General features: G+C 63.2%; 16 protein-coding genes. 9 read left to right on the top strand and 7 right to left on the bottom strand.

What is annotated here, in order from left to right; translation table 11 throughout:
• Positions 1-306 precede the first annotated feature (306 nt).
• The 5 genes from AC0MAZ_RS23210 to AC0MAZ_RS23230 all read left to right on the top strand — a co-directional run bounded on the left by AC0MAZ_RS23210 (position 307) and on the right by AC0MAZ_RS23230 (position 6927).
• Positions 307-1923: an APC family permease gene (locus tag AC0MAZ_RS23210; protein ID WP_475859333.1), complete on the top strand. Its 1617-nt coding sequence runs from the start codon at positions 307-309 to the stop codon at positions 1921-1923.
• A 112-nt stretch (positions 1924-2035) separates the two neighbouring features.
• Positions 2036-2962 carry a 4-hydroxyproline epimerase gene (locus tag AC0MAZ_RS23215; protein WP_475859335.1) on the top strand — a complete coding sequence of 309 codons (927 nt, stop codon included), beginning with the start codon at positions 2036-2038 and terminating at the stop codon, positions 2960-2962.
• Between the two features lie 40 nt (positions 2963-3002).
• Positions 3003-3950, top strand: a complete 948-nt coding sequence (locus AC0MAZ_RS23220) for a dihydrodipicolinate synthase family protein (RefSeq protein ID WP_475859336.1) — start codon at positions 3003-3005, stop codon at positions 3948-3950.
• A gap of 157 nt (positions 3951-4107) precedes the next feature.
• Positions 4108-5685 (top strand): aldehyde dehydrogenase (NADP(+)), encoded by a 1578-nt coding sequence (locus AC0MAZ_RS23225; protein WP_475859338.1) that lies wholly within the window; start codon positions 4108-4110, stop codon positions 5683-5685.
• 3 nt (positions 5686-5688) lie between these two features.
• Entirely contained in the window at positions 5689-6927 is a 1239-nt protein-coding gene (locus AC0MAZ_RS23230; protein WP_475859339.1) for an NAD(P)/FAD-dependent oxidoreductase, read from the top strand.
• Positions 6928-7046: 119 nt separating this feature from the next.
• On the opposite strand, the gene AC0MAZ_RS23235 is transcribed toward AC0MAZ_RS23230, so the two are convergent.
• Positions 7047-8138 (bottom strand): NADH:flavin oxidoreductase/NADH oxidase, encoded by a 1092-nt coding sequence (locus AC0MAZ_RS23235; protein ID WP_232857177.1) that lies wholly within the window; start codon positions 8136-8138, stop codon positions 7047-7049.
• A 53-nt stretch (positions 8139-8191) separates the two neighbouring features.
• Between AC0MAZ_RS23235 and AC0MAZ_RS23240 the strand changes: the two genes are divergently transcribed.
• Positions 8192-8527: an ArsR/SmtB family transcription factor gene (locus AC0MAZ_RS23240; protein ID WP_475859341.1), complete on the top strand. Its 336-nt coding sequence runs from the start codon at positions 8192-8194 to the stop codon at positions 8525-8527.
• A gap of 267 nt (positions 8528-8794) precedes the next feature.
• Here AC0MAZ_RS23240 and mqo read toward each other — a convergent pair whose 3' ends face one another.
• Positions 8795-10432 carry a malate dehydrogenase (quinone) gene (mqo, locus tag AC0MAZ_RS23245; protein WP_198744485.1) on the bottom strand — a complete coding sequence of 546 codons (1638 nt, stop codon included), beginning with the start codon at positions 10430-10432 and terminating at the stop codon, positions 8795-8797.
• Positions 10433-10759: 327 nt separating this feature from the next.
• Positions 10760-10951 (bottom strand): DUF4223 family protein, encoded by a 192-nt coding sequence (locus tag AC0MAZ_RS23250; RefSeq protein WP_023630554.1) that lies wholly within the window; start codon positions 10949-10951, stop codon positions 10760-10762.
• Between the two features lie 739 nt (positions 10952-11690).
• Here AC0MAZ_RS23250 and AC0MAZ_RS23255 point away from each other — a divergent pair.
• A complete protein-coding gene (locus AC0MAZ_RS23255) occupies positions 11691-11927 on the top strand; it encodes a hypothetical protein (RefSeq protein ID WP_475859343.1) in 237 nt (78 codons plus the stop codon).
• 28 nt (positions 11928-11955) lie between these two features.
• Positions 11956-12246: a DUF3077 domain-containing protein gene (locus AC0MAZ_RS23260; protein WP_330104484.1), complete on the top strand. Its 291-nt coding sequence runs from the start codon at positions 11956-11958 to the stop codon at positions 12244-12246.
• A gap of 56 nt (positions 12247-12302) precedes the next feature.
• Here the strand turns inward: AC0MAZ_RS23260 and AC0MAZ_RS23265 are convergent, their stop codons facing one another.
• Both AC0MAZ_RS23265 and AC0MAZ_RS23270 read right to left on the bottom strand, forming a co-directional pair.
• On the bottom strand, positions 12303-12545 hold the full coding sequence (locus AC0MAZ_RS23265) for a hypothetical protein (protein ID WP_475859345.1): 243 nt from the start codon (positions 12543-12545) through the stop codon (positions 12303-12305).
• A gap of 11 nt (positions 12546-12556) precedes the next feature.
• Positions 12557-13036, bottom strand: a complete 480-nt coding sequence (locus AC0MAZ_RS23270; protein ID WP_050704288.1) for a hypothetical protein — start codon at positions 13034-13036, stop codon at positions 12557-12559.
• Positions 13037-13347: 311 nt separating this feature from the next.
• Here AC0MAZ_RS23270 and AC0MAZ_RS23275 point away from each other — a divergent pair, with 311 nt between their 5' ends.
• On the top strand, positions 13348-13830 hold the full coding sequence (locus AC0MAZ_RS23275) for a hypothetical protein (protein ID WP_475859347.1): 483 nt from the start codon (positions 13348-13350) through the stop codon (positions 13828-13830).
• Between the two features lie 25 nt (positions 13831-13855).
• Here the strand turns inward: AC0MAZ_RS23275 and AC0MAZ_RS23280 are convergent, their stop codons facing one another.
• Positions 13856-14128, bottom strand: a complete 273-nt coding sequence (locus AC0MAZ_RS23280; protein WP_475859349.1) for a hypothetical protein — start codon at positions 14126-14128, stop codon at positions 13856-13858.
• Between the two features lie 224 nt (positions 14129-14352).
• On the bottom strand, positions 14353-14757 hold the full coding sequence (locus AC0MAZ_RS23285; RefSeq protein WP_110697890.1) for a DUF7878 domain-containing protein: 405 nt from the start codon (positions 14755-14757) through the stop codon (positions 14353-14355).

Consider the following 14757-nt stretch of genomic DNA (forward strand, 5'->3'; position numbering starts at 1 on the left):
TTGAAGCAAGCGCAATACCTGTAGGAGCGGGCTTGCCCCGCGAAGAGGCCGGTATTGCCACTGCATCTCTCCAGCCCTTGCCGGCTATGCAATCCAGCCTATCCAGCCACCGCCCCAGCTCGCCAGTCTTTTCTTCGACTATGCCGATTTCGTCACCCACCTTGCAGAAAACCATCAAGAACCCCGGCCCCGATCGGTCCACTCTATGCCCCACGCAAGCCGCCCCATGACCTACAAGAACGCGGCGCATGCCGCCGCATCGTGACATCAGACCTGCCTATCCAAAACCTACAAAAAGGCGCAACCATGTCAGGCAAATTCAAAAAACAGCTGTCCCTGCTGGACCTCACCTTCATCGGCCTGGGCGCCATCTTCGGCTCCGGCTGGCTGTTCGCCGCCAGCCATGTCTCGGCCATCGCCGGCCCCGCCGGCATCCTCTCCTGGTTCCTCGGCGGCTTCGCCGTGCTGCTGCTGGGCATCGTCTACTGCGAGCTCGGCGCCGCCCTGCCACGGGCCGGGGGCGTGGTGCGCTACCCGGTGTATTCCCACGGCCCGCTGCTGGGCTACCTGATGGGTTTCATTACCCTGATCGCCTTCTCCAGCCTGATCGCCATCGAGGTGGTCGCCTCGCGCCAGTACGCCGCAGCCTGGTTCCCGGCCTTGACCAAGACAGGCTCCAGCGACCCTACGGTGCTCGGCTGGTTGGTGCAGTTCGCCCTGCTCGGATTGTTCTTCCTGCTCAACTACCGCAGCGTGAAGACCTTCGCCAAGGCCAACAACCTGGTCAGCGTGTTCAAGTTCATCGTGCCGCTGCTGGTGATCGGCGTGCTGTTCACCTTCTTCAAACCGGAGAACTTCGAGGTCCAGGGTTTCGCGCCGTTCGGCCTGTCCGGCGTTGAGATGGCGGTGTCGGCCGGCGGCATCATCTTCGCCTACCTGGGGCTTACGCCGATCATCTCGGTGGCCAGCGAGGTGAAGAACCCGCAGCGCACCATCCCTATCGCGCTGATTCTCTCGGTGCTGCTGTCCACCGCGATCTATGCCCTGCTGCAACTGGCGTTCCTCGGCAGCGTGCCGACCGAGATGATTGCCAACGGCTGGGCCGGAGTGACCAAGGAGCTGGCCCTGCCCTACCGTGACATCGCCCTGGCCCTGGGCGTCGGCTGGCTGGCCTACCTGGTGGTGGCTGACGCGGTGATCTCGCCCAGCGGCTGCGGCAACATCTACATGAATGCCACCCCACGGGTGATCTATGGCTGGGCGCAGACCGGCACCTTCTTCAAGTACTTCACCCGCATCGACGAGCAGTCCGGCATCCCGCGCCCGGCGCTGTGGCTGACCTTCGGCCTGGCGGTGTTCTGGACCCTGCCGTTCCCGTCCTGGGAAGCGTTGATCAACGTGGTGTCCGCCGCCCTGGTGCTGAGCTACGCGGTGGCCCCGGTGTCGGTCGCCGCCTTGCGCCGCAACGCCCCGGACATGGCCCGGCCGTTCCGGGTCAAGGGCATGGGCGTGCTCGGCCCGCTGTCGTTCATCATCGCCGCGCTGATCGTCTACTGGTCGGGCTGGAACACCGTGTCCTGGCTGCTGGCGCTGCAGATCGTGATGTTCGTGCTGTACCTGCTGTGCCGCCGCTTCGTCCCCACCGAACACCTGTCGCTGGGCCAACAGGTGCGCTCGTCGGCCTGGCTGATCGGCTTCTACGCCGTGACCATTTTCCTCTCCTGGCTGGGCAGCTTTGGCGGCCTGGGTGTGATCGGCCATCCGCTGGACACCGTGATCGTCGCCGCCAGTGCCCTGGGCATCTACTACTGGGGCGCGGCCACCGGCGTGCCGGCCCGGCTGGTGCGGCTCGATGGCGAGGATGAAAGCGAAGCGGGTACCGAAGCCAATCGCGGGCACGAGCCGGCTGCACTGGCCTCCTGAGAACTGACGGGAACTCGTGGGAGCGGGCTTGCCCCGCGATTCAGGGCAAGCGGCCTCATCGCGGGGCAAGCCCGCTCCCACGATTGCCCCACACTTTGGAACGAACTGACCCATGAAAGAGATCCACGTCATCGACTCCCATACCGGCGGCGAACCGACCCGCCTGGTGATGAAAGGCTTTCCGACCCTGCACGGCCGCAGCATGGCCGAACAGCGTGACGAACTGCGCGAGCTGCACGACCACTGGCGCCGCGCCTGCCTGCTGGAGCCTCGCGGCAACGATGTGCTGGTGGGCGCGCTGTACTGCCCGCCGGTCTCTGCGGATGCCACCTGCGGGGTGATTTTCTTCAACAACGCCGGCTACCTGAACATGTGCGGCCACGGCACCATCGGCCTGGTCGCCTCGCTGCACCACCTGGGCCTGATCGAACCGGGCGAGCACAAGATCGACACGCCGGTCGGCCAGGTCAGCGCCACCCTGCATGACGACGGCGCCGTCACCGTCGGCAACGTACCATCCTACCGCTACCGCCGGCAGGTGGCGGTGGACGTGCCGGGCCATGGCCTGGTGCGTGGCGACATCGCCTGGGGCGGCAACTGGTTCTTCCTGGTTTCCGACCACGGCCAGCGCATCGAACTGGACAACCGCGAAGCCCTCACCGACTACACCTGGGCCCTGCTCAAGGCCCTCGAGGCCCAGGGCATCACCGGCGAACACGGTGCCCCGATCGACCATGTCGAGCTGTTCGCCGACGACGCCAACGCCGACAGCCGCAACTTCGTCATGTGCCCCGGCAAAGCCTACGACCGCTCGCCCTGCGGCACCGGCACCAGCGCCAAGCTGGCGTGCCTGGCTGCCGACGGCAAGCTCGCCGAAGGCCAGACCTGGGTCCAGGCCAGCATCACCGGCAGCCAGTTCCACGGCCGCTACGAACGCAACGGTGAACGCATTCGCCCGTTCATCACCGGCCGCGCCCACATGACCGCCGACAACACCCTGCTGATCGACGAGCAGGATCCGTTCGCCTGGGGCATCTGACCCCTTCATTTCCCACTGAATACCGCCAGGAGTGACAACAATGACCGACAACATCTTCACCGGCACCATGCCCGCCCTGATGACCCCCTGCACCGCCGAGCGCAAGCCGGACTTCGACGCCCTGGTGCGCAAGGGCCGCGAACTGATCGACGCCGGCATGAGCGCGGTGGTGTACTGCGGCTCGATGGGCGACTGGCCGCTGCTGACCGAGGCCGAGCGCCAGGAGGGCGTGGCGCGCCTGGTGGCCGCCGGCATCCCGACCATCGTCGGCACCGGCGCGGTGAACACCCGTGAAGCGGTGTCCCACGCTGCCCACGCCGCCAAGGTCGGCGCCGCCGGCCTGATGGTCATCCCCCGGGTGTTGTCTCGCGGCGCCTCGCTGACCGCCCAGCAGCATCACTTCTCGGCGATCCTCGCCGCCGCGCCGAAGCTGCCGGCGGTGATCTACAACAGCCCCTACTACGGTTTCGCCACCCGCGCCGACCTGTTCTTCGCCCTGCGTCGCGAGTACCCCAACCTGATCGGCTTCAAGGAATTCGGCGGCGCCGCCGACCTGCGCTACGCCGCCGAGCACATCACCTCCCAGGACGATGACGTGACCCTGATGGTCGGCGTCGACACGCAAGTGGTGCACGGTTTCGTCAACTGCAACGCCACCGGCGCCATCACCGGCATCGGCAACGCGCTGCCCCGCGAAGTGCTGCAACTGGTCAACCTGAGCAAGCGTGCCGCCAAGGGCGATGCCAAGGCCCGACGCCAGGCCCGGGAGCTGGAATCGGCGCTGGCGGTGCTGTCGTCGTTCGATGAAGGCTGCGACCTGGTGCTGTACTACAAGCACCTGATGGTGCTCAACGGCGACACCGAGTACCGCCTGCACTTCAACGAAACCGACGCCCTCACCGACGCCCAGCGCCACTACGTCGAACAGCAGTACGCGCTGTTCCGCACCTGGTACGCCAGCTGGTCGGCCGAGCAGAACCAGGCTTGATATCGAGGACAGCCCGCCCCCCCTGTGGGAGCGGGTTCACCCGCGAACACCGGCAAGGCCGGTGCCATGCACCGAGTTGCTTGTTTCGCGGGTAAACCCGCTCCCACAGGGCTGCGGTACGCCCTTGAGTCTGAATTTAATTCCAAAGGATGTCCTCATGCCCCTCACCGGCAACCTGCTAATCGGCCAACGCTCCGTGGTCGGCACCGAAGCACCGATCCGCGCCATCGATCCGGCCAGCAACCAGGCCCTAGCCCCCCCCTACGCCGGCGCCAGCGCCGAGCAGGTAACCCAGGCCTGCACCCTGGCCTGGGCAGCCTTCGATGCCTACCGCGAAACCACCCTCGAACAACGTGCCCACTTTCTCGACACCATCGCCGAGCAGATCGAAGCCCTGGGCGATGCCCTGATCGACCGCGCCAACGCCGAAACCGGCCTGCCCAAGGCTCGTCTGCTGGGCGAGCGCGGCCGCACCTGCGCGCAACTGCGTACCTTCGCTCGCGTGGTACGGGCCGGTGAATGGCTGGATGTACGGGTGGACAACGCCCTGCCCGAGCGCCAGCCACTGCCACGCCCCGACCTGCGCCAACGACAGGTTGCCCTGGGCCCGGTGGCGGTGTTCGGCGCCAGCAATTTCCCGCTGGCCTTCTCGGTGGCCGGCGGCGACAGCGCCTCGGCACTGGCCGCCGGTTGCCCGGTAGTAGTCAAGGCCCATGGCGCCCACCCCGGCACCAGCGAACTGGTCGGCCAGGCCGTAGTCCGGGCGGTCGCGCAGTGCGAGTTGCCCGAGGGCGTGTTCTCGCTGCTGTATGGCGCCGGCCGTGAGGTCGGTATCGGTCTGGTCAGCGACCCGCGCATCAAGGCCGTCGGCTTCACCGGCTCGCGCAGCGGCGGCCTCGCCTTGTGCCAGGCCGCCCAGGCACGCCCGGAGCCAATCCCCGTCTATGCCGAAATGAGTTCGATCAACCCGGTGTTCCTCTTCGAAGCCGCCCTGCAAGCCCGAGCGGAACCTCTGGCGCAAGCCTTCGTCGCTTCGCTGACCCAGGGCGCCGGCCAGTTCTGTACCAACCCCGGGCTGCTGATCGCCCGTCAGGGGCCGGCCCTCGAACGCTTCATCAATGCCGCCGCCGAGCAAGTCCGGCAAGCCGCGGCGCAGACCATGCTCACCCCCGGCATTGCCAGCGCCTATGCCAACGGCGTCGCCGCACTGGGCGAAAACCGCAATGCCCGCCAGATCGCCAGCGGCAAGCCCCATCAAGGCCCGAACCAGTGCCAGGCGCACCTGTTCGCCACCTCGGCCCAGGCGTTTCTCGCCGATCCGGCACTGCAGGCCGAAGTGTTCGGCGCCGCCTCGCTGGTGGTCGCTTGCGACAACGACGAGCAGGTCCGCCAGGTCGCCGAACACCTGGAAGGGCAACTGACCGCCACCCTGCACCTGGACGCCGCCGACCTAGACTGCGCCCGCCATCTGCTACCCACCCTCGAACGCAAGGCCGGGCGGATCCTGGTCAACGGCTGGCCGACCGGGGTCGAGGTGTGCGACGCGATGGTCCACGGCGGCCCGTTCCCGGCCACCTCCGACACCCGCGGCACCTCGGTAGGCACCGCGGCGATCCTGCGTTTCCTGCGCCCGGTGTGCTACCAGGACTTCCCCGATGCACTGCTGCCCGATGCGCTGCAACAAGGCAACCCGCTGCAACTGCGCCGCTTGCTCGATGGCCGGCGGGAAGGCTGAACCATGACCGCCACTGACACGGACATCGCCGTGGTCGGCGCCGGCATCGTCGGCGTCGCCTGCGCCCTGCAGCTGGCCCGCCAGGGCCGCCGGGTGCTGTTGATCGATCGCCAGGCGCCGGGCCACGGGGCGTCGTTTGGCAATGCCGGGCACCTGGCCACCGAGCAGGTGTTTCCCATCGCCGACCTGTCGATTCTCAAGCGCCTGCCGGCCATGCTGCTAGACCCGATGGGCCCGCTGCGCCTGGACTGGAAGTACCTGCCACGGGCCCTGCCCTGGTTCACCCGCCTGCTGCTCAACCTGCGACCGGCGCCGTTCCAGCGTAGCGTCGCGGGCCTTCGAACGTTGAACGAAAGCAGCCTCGGCGCCTGGCAACGGCTGCTCGCATCCATCGACCGCAGCCACCTGCTCAAGGAGGACGGTTCGCTGCTGGTATTCGAACGCCACGAATCGCGCCAGGCGCTCGCGGCGTTGCGCGCCCGCTTGCAGGCACAGGCCGTGCCCGTGGACCTGTGGTCGGCTGAGGCGGTAAGCGAAGCGGCGCCGCAGTTGAGTCCGTCGATCCTGGGTGGCCTGTTCTTCCCGCGCACCGGTCACTTCCTCGACCCCTACCAGGTGGTCTGCGAACTGTTCAGCGCCGCCAGGGCCAGCGGCGTGCGCTTCCTGCGCGCCGAGGTCGATGGTGGCCGGGTGCATGGCCAGGGCATCAGCCTCGCCAGCGACCAGGGCAACCTCGAGGCCCGCCAGGTGTTGATCAGCGCAGGCGCACATTCGGCCAGGCTCACGGCCGCCCTGACCGGTCGGCAGGTACCACTGGATACCGAGCGCGGCTACCACCTGATGCTGCCAGCGGAGCATCAACGCCTGCCATTCGCCGTCACCTCGCTGGAGCGCAAGTTCATCATGACGCCCATGGCCGACGGCCTGCGCCTGGCCGGCACGGTGGAATTCGCCGGGCTCGAGGCGCCGCCGAGCATGCAGCGGGCGTGGCAACTGCATCGGCTGAGCAAGGGCTTGTTCCGGCGTGAGCTGGATGCCGAGGGGGCGACGCCGTGGATGGGGTTCCGGCCTTCGTTGCCGGATTCGCTGCCGGTGATTGACCGGGTGGCCGATGGCAAGGTGCTGCTGGCGTTCGGGCATCAGCACCTGGGGTTGACCCAGGCGGCGGTGACGGCGGAGTGGGTGGGGCGGTTGGCTGGGGGGGCCGAGGTGGAACAGGCATACCGGTTGGATCGGTTCTGAGATTGCCGGGGGGCGCTTTGCGCCCCTTTCGCGGCACAAGGCCGCTCCTACAGGGGGATGCGTTCCGTGTAGGAGCGGCCTTGTGCCGCGAAAGGGCCGCAGAGCGGCCCCATGCGATATCAGCGATAACGCTCCAACCAATGCGCATAAGGCGCCGGCAGCGTCCACGCCGCCTTGTCCACGCCCAGGGCCTTGGCTGCAGCATACGGCCAGTGCGGGTCGGCCAGGTGCGCACGCCCCACCGACACCAGGTCGAGCTGGTTGGCCTGCAACGCGCCCTCGGCCAGCTCCGGCGTGCCAAAGCCCCAGGCCGAGGTCACCGGCAGCTTCGCCTCGCGGCGCACCCGCTCGGCGATCGGCCCCAGGAATGCCGGGCCCCATGGGATGTTGGTCTGGGGAATGGTGAAGCCGACACTGACGCTCAGCAGATCGAGGCCGCCGGCCTTGAAGCGACGGGCCAGTTCAACGGACTCCTGCAGGGTCTGCTCGTCACGGCCATCGTATTCCACCACGCCAAAGCGAGCGGTCAGCGGCAGGTTCTCCGGCCACACTTCACGTACCGCAGCGAGGGTTTCCAGCAGGAAACGCGTACGGTTGTCGAAGCTGCCCCCATAGGCGTCGGTACGCTGGTTGGAGTGCTCGGAGAAGAAACTCTGGCCCAGGTAGCCATGGGCGAAGTGCAGTTCGATCCACTCGAAGCCAGCATCGCGGGCACGGCGCGCGGCATCGACGAAGTCCTGCTTGACCCGGGCGATATCGTCCAGGGTCATGGCCTTGGGCACTTTCGGCAGGTGGCCGCCAAAGGCGATGGCGGACGGGGCGATGGTGTCCCAGCCACGGGCATCGTCGGCGGCGATATGGTCGTCACCTTCCCAGGGGCGATTGGCACTGGCCTTGCGGCCGGCGTGGGCAATCTGGATGCCTGGCACGGAACCGGCAGCCTTGATCGCCTTGACCACCGGCACGAAGGCCTGGGCCTGGGCGTCGTTCCAGATGCCGGCGCAGCCGGGGGTGATGCGCCCTTCCGGGGACACCGCGGTGGCCTCGACCACCACCAGGCCGGCGCCACCACGGGCCAAGCTCGCGTAATGCACCTGGTGCCAGTCATTGATCAGGCCATTCTCGGCCATGTACTGGCACATCGGCGGAATGGCAATGCGGTTGCGCAGGGTGACATCTTTGAGGGTATAGGGTTCGAACAAGGCGGCCATGAGGTAACTCCAGGGACGGGGGTTGGATACGATTGTTCGATCATATTCGAACTATGGCAATTTGTGAAACCCCCGTTATCATGTCGTCCATGCGAGCCTATACCCACCCCAACCCCGAAGAACTGACGCTGGAGCGCCTGCTCTACGCCCTGAGCGACCCTGTGCGCATGGAAATCGTCCGTCGCCTGGCCGGTGTCGCCGAAGCCAGCTGCGGCGAGCTGGACGGCGGCCGGCCCAAGTCGAGCATGTCCCATCACTTTCGCGTATTGCGCGATTCCGGGCTGGTGCACACCCGCAATGTCGGCACCACGCATATGAACTCGCTGCGCAGCGAAGAACTCGAAAGCCGCTTTCCGGGGTTGCTGGGCAGTATTCTCGAGCAGCGTTGAGGTGCACCCGGCCACGCCAACCTCAAGCCTTGCGCAATCCCTGTAGGAGCGGCCTTGTGCCGCGAAAGGGCCGCATTGCGGCCCCGGCGATCGTTGCTCAACGCCGAAATGCTGGGGCCGCTTCGCAGCCCTTTCGCGGCACAAGGCCGCTCCTACAGGGGTAGGCGTCAATCCCTTGCCCGATTCTCAGGCATAAAAAAACCACGAGGCCGCCGGTGGCGACGCTCGTGGTGGGTGTTGCCGGGCAAGTCCGGCAACCGTCTGGCCTTACAGCGCCATGTCGTTCGCAGGCTTGCTCTCGACCGGTGCGGCTGGCGCCACGCTGGTCTTGACGCTCTGGTCGATCACCGGCGGCTTCTCCAGCTGCAGGACTTCGGCGGTGTAGTCCCACTCTTTCTGGGTGGCGGCGGCCGAATCGTTCAGCTTGGTACCGTAGCTCGGGACGATCTCCTTGATCTTGGCCTGCCACTCAGGGGTAGCGACCTTCTCCTTGAACACGGTTTCCAGCACGTTGAGCATGATCGGCGCGGCGGTCGAGGCACCTGGCGAGGCGCCCAGCAGGCCGGCGATGGTGCGGTCTTCGGAAGCCACGACCTCGGTGCCCAGCTTCAGCACGCCGCCCTTGTCGGCATCACGCTTGATGATCTGCACGCGCTGACCGGCCTGCCACAGTTTCCAGTCTTCCTTCTTGGCGTTCGGGAAGTAGGTCTGCAGGGCGGCGAAACGGTCGTCGTCGGACTGCATCAGCTGGCCGGCGAGGTACTCGACCAGCGGGTACTGATCGATGCCGACACGGGCCATCGGCCAGACGTTGTGGGTGGTGGTGCTGCTCAGCAGGTCCAGGTACGAGCCGTTCTTCAGGAACTTGGTCGAGAAGGTGGCGAATGGCCCGAACAGGATCACGCGCTTGCCGTCCAGCACGCGGGTGTCCAGGTGCGGAACCGACATGGGTGGCGCGCCGGTCGAGGCGATGCCGTAGGCCTTGGCCATGTGCTGCATGGCAACGGTCGGGTTCTCGGTCACCAGGAACGAGCCGCCCACCGGGAAGCCTGCGTATTCCTTGGCTTCCGGGATGCCCGACTTCTGCAGCAGCTTCAGCGCGCCGCCGCCGGCACCGATGAACAGGAACTTGGCGTCGGTGGCGTGCTCGGTGCCATCCTTCAGGTTCTTGTACTCGACGTGCCAGGAGCCGTCTTCGTTGCGGGTGATGTCCTGCACTTCGCTGGACAGCTTCAGGTCGAAGTTCTCTTTGGTCTTCAGGTGACCGACGAACTGACGGGTGATCTCACCGAAGTTGACGTCGGTGCCGATCGGGCTCCAGGTCACGGCCAGCTTCTGGCTTGGATCGCGGCCTTCCATCATCAGCGGGACCCACTTGGCGATCTGCGCGTGGTCTTCCGAGTACTGCATCGAACGGAACAGCGGGCTGGCCTGCAGGGCGTCGTAGCGCTGCTTCAGGAACTTGATGTTGTCATCGCCCCAGACGAAGCTCATGTGCGGGGTGGTGTTGATGAACGAGTGCGGGTTCTTCAGCACGCCCTGGCGTACCTGCCAGGACCAGAACTGGCGGGAGATCTGGAACGACTCGTTGATCTCGATGGCCTTGGTGATGTTGACCTTGCCATCTTTGTCCATCGGGGTGTAGTTCAGCTCGGCCAGCGCGGAGTGGCCGGTACCGGCGTTGTTCCAGCCGTTGGAGCTTTCTTCGGCGACGCCGTCCATGCGCTCGACCATTTCCATCGACCAGCTCGGTTCCAGCTCGTTGAGCCAGACCGCCAGGGTGGAACTCATGATGCCGCCGCCAACCAGCAGCACGTCGACTTTCTTGGTGTCTTCGGCGTGCGCTTGCATGAAGCTCGCCGCGACTGCCAGACCCAGCAAGGTCTTGCCAGCTTTCTTGAACATTGATCGATTCCAGTCAGTAGAACGGAGGGTGGGCCTGTGGCTGGCCCAGGTATTCCATGTTCTTCAGCGCAGGCTTGTTGTGATCATTGTTCAGCAGCCAGAGAGACATTGGACGCGCCAGCCTTTGGTCGGATTGACCGACAAGGCTGAAACGATTTACGGATTGTAACCGAATTGCCAGCACAAACAAACGCGCGCCGGGGCGTCAAGACGACAGGTTGCCACGCGACAAGCCACCGCGCCCCGGAAAACAAAAACCCCCGGCCACATCCATGGTCGGGGGTCTTGGATCAGGCCGTGAACGACCCGATCAGGGTATTTCCAAGATTACTGCTGCTGAGGCAGTTTATCGATCGGGCCGCAGCCGCCGATGATCTTGGAGATGGAAACCGATGGGTGGAACAGATAGTCGTACGAGCAGTTCTTAGGCTGGTTGTAGACCTGGCCGGTGCAGCCGGACAGCAGGGCAACGCCCGAAACGACAGCAACAGCGACAGTAGCTTTGATCAGCTTTTTCATAAAAATCCTTTAGTCCATGATCCACCATCAAACTGATGGCGCGCGGATCATACGGGAAAAGGGGGTGTGAGCGAAAGGCGTTAGTACAGTTGCACTAGTTGACGAGGGTCAACTAACAAGTTGTCGACACGGCAACTAAGCGTATTTATCTACTTGCTAAAACGTTACAGGTTGGCGTGGTTCGCACAGATCGCCCCTTCCTACAAGCTACCGCGCCCCCTGTAGGAGCGGCCTTGTGCCGCGACAGGGTCGCAAAGCGACCCCGGCGATCTTGAACTGGAGCGCTCATACCCAAGAATCGCATAAGCCTTGAAAGACATTGCTCCAGGAGTAAAGCTGATAGTCAGGCCACTCAAGGCCGCCACCATCTGCATCAAGGGAAGCAAATAAGCGAACTGAAGGTTGCGAAGACCAACTTCCTGGCAATTTCTTTCAGCTTCCTACAGATTTTCATCAGACTTTCCTGATTCCCTGTAGTCCATTTCCCAAGCACACTTTTTCCCCATTCAAGCCATTGCAGCTGCTCGGTTCGCGGCCTAGTCTCGACCCGTCGTTGCCAACTCAACGACCGGCTTTGACAGGCCGTAGCTCAGAACGCAATGGCTGCTTCATGGCAGTTGTGCGTGGGGCACATTCGTGTGCGCCGGGAACCTGAGCCTCGGTCTGTCAACCTACGTACAGCTGCCTCCATTGGTTTGACAGCTTGTGGTGGACGCGCCAAATAGCTCAGGTTACTACCATGATAAAAATTGTCCCCGACCCTCCGCTACAAGCATCCGACTCGCCTCATACCCTCGAGGATCTGCTCGTTCAAGTTGCCGAGTACCTCGTCTGCGCCCTCACCGCCGCCCAGCACGCCGCAATGATCCACAGCAAGCCGCCGGGCCAGGTCATGGCCCTGACCGCCGTGCACGAAATCGACAGCGCACGCGGCTTGGTCGAAATGGCCCTGAGCCGTGTACAGGCAAGGCATTGATCGCGCCCTGACAACAAGGAGAACAGGTATGACTCAAGACAAGCGCATCACCACCGTCGGCATCGGCAGCTTTGGCGAAAGCGGTGAAATCGACAACGAAACCCCACTGTTCCAGGTCGTTGCGGGCCACCCCATGGACTATGCCCTGGAACAATCCACCCACTTGATAACCTGCGCCTACACCCTGAGCGATATCGCACTGACTCAGGATCTGAAGAACGCACCTACTTTGTTGGCCGCCGCCCACTATCTCACCGGCATGGCCAAAGCACTGTCGCAAGATGTCTCCCACGCAGTAACGAACAGCTCCGCTGTTTGATGCAAAAAGCCCCGTAGCAAGAACTACGGGGCTTTCGGGTAAAAACCTTTATCGCTTCAACCAACTTGCTCGAATCGCCGCCGCCTCACGAACAGGCCCACGCCCACCCCCGTGGCAAGCACCGACAGCAATCCCAGGTCCAACCCGAACGAACGGGTCTGGCTCACAAGGATGCAACCAACGACACCGACCACCGCCAGCGCCACCCCGAGCCACTTGCGCAGCGGGTAAGGCCTGAGGAACCGATCCAACAGGCCGTAAAGCACCAGGGCGATGACCGCATAGGTAATTTCGGACACAGGCGTCTCCCTCAGGTCTTGATGATCAGGGTCGAGGTGGTGTGCTGCGGCCCGATGCCGCCATTAACCTGCGCCTCGATGCTGACCAGTACATCGCCGGCATGGTAGGTGGGCAGGACGTCATTGGCATAGGCACGCACCCCAGCGCCCACCGGCACGCCAACATAGGGCGATGCCACAGAACTCGCGGCGGCGGCGAACGCCGAGGCGGCAAGGTTGGCGACCTTGGTGCGCTGGGCATTGAGAGTATCGCCCTGCTGGCGGGTCAAAGGCTTGGAGATACCAATCTTCATCACGCAGGGCAGCCCCTTGGCCAGCATCCTGTCGTAGGTCTCGACGACCTTGCTGTTGACCTCGTAATGGGCGCTTCTCGCCTCACCGAAATGCAGCTCGCGCAGGCGTCCGCGCTCACTGTCGGTCAGGGTGATCTGCGAGACGTTGAAGACGATCCCGTGATTGCCCATGTATTGGAAAGTCCCTTCGAACTTCATTGCACGCATCCTTTCGAGGCAAAGGGTGCGATTCTCTACAAGGCACGACAGGTACGCAAACGGTGGCATTTGGCTATACCAGCTTGTTGCCCTGTTGCGAGTAGTCCATTTCCGAATCGGGCCTCCAGGCCCGCCGACGCATTGCCGCTGACCAGGTAGCGCTCTAGGCTCTCCTCATCGCTGCCTCATCGACAGCACTATCAAGAACATTGCAGGCGCCCCACAAGCCGTATGGATGATGCCCAAAAGCATCGAAGAACATGGACGAGCAGAGCGTGGTGCCTCAGGCACTATTCGAAGCGGAGGGCTAGATGCCTCAAAACGATATGCCAGACAGGCGGCTGCAGGAGCCCTGGGCCAACTATTTTCAACGGCTCTATGCAGCAGGCATGAGCTTGGGTAGGCATGGCTCGCCAGTAGAAAAGATGGGTACCGTAACCATGAATGACCTGCCCCGTGACGAACTCAACGCCAAGCTCGAGACCATCGAGATCAAGATGGACGCTCGGGTAGAAGCCATCGCATCGAAAATCGATGGTTTTCTCGTTGCCCAGAGTGAGCGCGACAAGCGCTTGGACGACTCGATCGCAGGTGTGCGCCGCGACATCGATCGATTGGGAAGTCTGAAGCTGAATATCTGGGGAGCCATGCTTACCGCTGTTGCGTTGGGTGTAATGGTGGCGGCTCTGAGCGTGACGTTCTATCAAACAGGTAAAGGCGACATCGCCATCCTGCCCCAGCCGTCACCTGCGATACAGGCACCCGCCTTGGACCACGCTGCACCCGACGCATAAAAACACGCCGCTTACTGGCCCCATATCAGAACGCCTTGATTATTTCCCTTGCCAACCATGCAGCCTCCTTGTCCATGGAAATAAAGCAGCCTTCGAATGAACCGCTTGTCAAAACCAGCCTCTGCCCCTTGTACTCCGTGATGACCAGCGTTGAATATGGCCCTTCCTCACGCTCAGGCTTCCTAGCCCCCAAGGTGGTTAGAACAAATTCGACAAACTCGTCGAACCGTTCCTCCTTATATCCATTGAAAAAAATAAAATGGCTGTCTTCGGACGTAGATTCAGAAAAGCCATTCATGCTTCGTATACCTAGATTTTATAGATCTGGACGCTTGTGATTCCTCTATGGTATTGAGCCACAAAGCCCGCCACACGTTCACGAGCCAAAAACTATCGGCGACATGTGCCTAGAATGGGTTTCCCTTAAACTCGGCCATATGTCCAGGGTGCAGGCGTAAACCGCGAGTCGCTCAATAAAACGCTCAAGTAAGGAGGCATAGCGCGCTTCGCTACTGCCAACCATTATTCCCAAACGTAACCGCTGCGACTGTAAAGAGTATCTGTCAACCGTTTCATGTAACGTGTAAAGCAATCAATCACCTCAGCCAGTGTCACGGCGGGCCCTGGCGCTTCCACCCAACATGATTCCAACAGGAAGTTCGATTTCTCGCTGCAGTAACGCAACGCGAGAATCGGCTCTTCCTCTTCATCCATCGACGCATAGTAAAAATCATGTTCAGCGCCGTTCTTCACAGATGCCAGCCATTGCTTCATCACCACCGCCAACTCCAGTAACAAGCAATTTTCAACCTGCAGGAAAAGTTCTCCTTGCACCTCGATGTTAAGCCCTCCTTCAACGAAGGCCGCTGCATTGTAGCCAGACATGTCATCCGGCAATGTCACCCAATCAAAGTCGATTACAAACAT

The sequence above is a fragment of the Pseudomonas sp. A genome (genome assembly GCF_056270345.1).

Bases quoted from the DNA above. Each gene is read 5' to 3' on its own strand.
- AC0MAZ_RS23275 (WP_475859347.1), top strand. From the start codon at position 13,348: ATGCCTCAAAACGATATGCCAGACAGGCGGCTGCAGGAGCCCTGGGCC.
- AC0MAZ_RS23280 (WP_475859349.1), bottom strand. From the start codon at position 14,128: ATGAATGGCTTTTCTGAATCTACGTCCGAAGACAGCCATTTTATTTTT.
- AC0MAZ_RS23235 (WP_232857177.1), bottom strand. From the start codon at position 8,138: ATGGCCGCCTTGTTCGAACCCTATACCCTCAAAGATGTCACCCTGCGC.
- AC0MAZ_RS23210 (WP_475859333.1), top strand. From the start codon at position 307: ATGTCAGGCAAATTCAAAAAACAGCTGTCCCTGCTGGACCTCACCTTC.
- AC0MAZ_RS23285 (WP_110697890.1), bottom strand. From the start codon at position 14,757: ATGTTTGTAATCGACTTTGATTGGGTGACATTGCCGGATGACATGTCT.
- AC0MAZ_RS23225 (WP_475859338.1), top strand. From the start codon at position 4,108: ATGCCCCTCACCGGCAACCTGCTAATCGGCCAACGCTCCGTGGTCGGC.
- AC0MAZ_RS23230 (WP_475859339.1), top strand. From the start codon at position 5,689: ATGACCGCCACTGACACGGACATCGCCGTGGTCGGCGCCGGCATCGTC.
- AC0MAZ_RS23250 (WP_023630554.1), bottom strand. From the start codon at position 10,951: ATGAAAAAGCTGATCAAAGCTACTGTCGCTGTTGCTGTCGTTTCGGGC.
- AC0MAZ_RS23255 (WP_475859343.1), top strand. From the start codon at position 11,691: ATGATAAAAATTGTCCCCGACCCTCCGCTACAAGCATCCGACTCGCCT.
- AC0MAZ_RS23240 (WP_475859341.1), top strand. From the start codon at position 8,192: ATGGCAATTTGTGAAACCCCCGTTATCATGTCGTCCATGCGAGCCTAT.
- AC0MAZ_RS23215 (WP_475859335.1), top strand. From the start codon at position 2,036: ATGAAAGAGATCCACGTCATCGACTCCCATACCGGCGGCGAACCGACC.
- AC0MAZ_RS23220 (WP_475859336.1), top strand. From the start codon at position 3,003: ATGACCGACAACATCTTCACCGGCACCATGCCCGCCCTGATGACCCCC.
- AC0MAZ_RS23260 (WP_330104484.1), top strand. From the start codon at position 11,956: ATGACTCAAGACAAGCGCATCACCACCGTCGGCATCGGCAGCTTTGGC.
- AC0MAZ_RS23270 (WP_050704288.1), bottom strand. From the start codon at position 13,036: ATGAAGTTCGAAGGGACTTTCCAATACATGGGCAATCACGGGATCGTC.
- mqo (WP_198744485.1), bottom strand. From the start codon at position 10,432: ATGTTCAAGAAAGCTGGCAAGACCTTGCTGGGTCTGGCAGTCGCGGCG.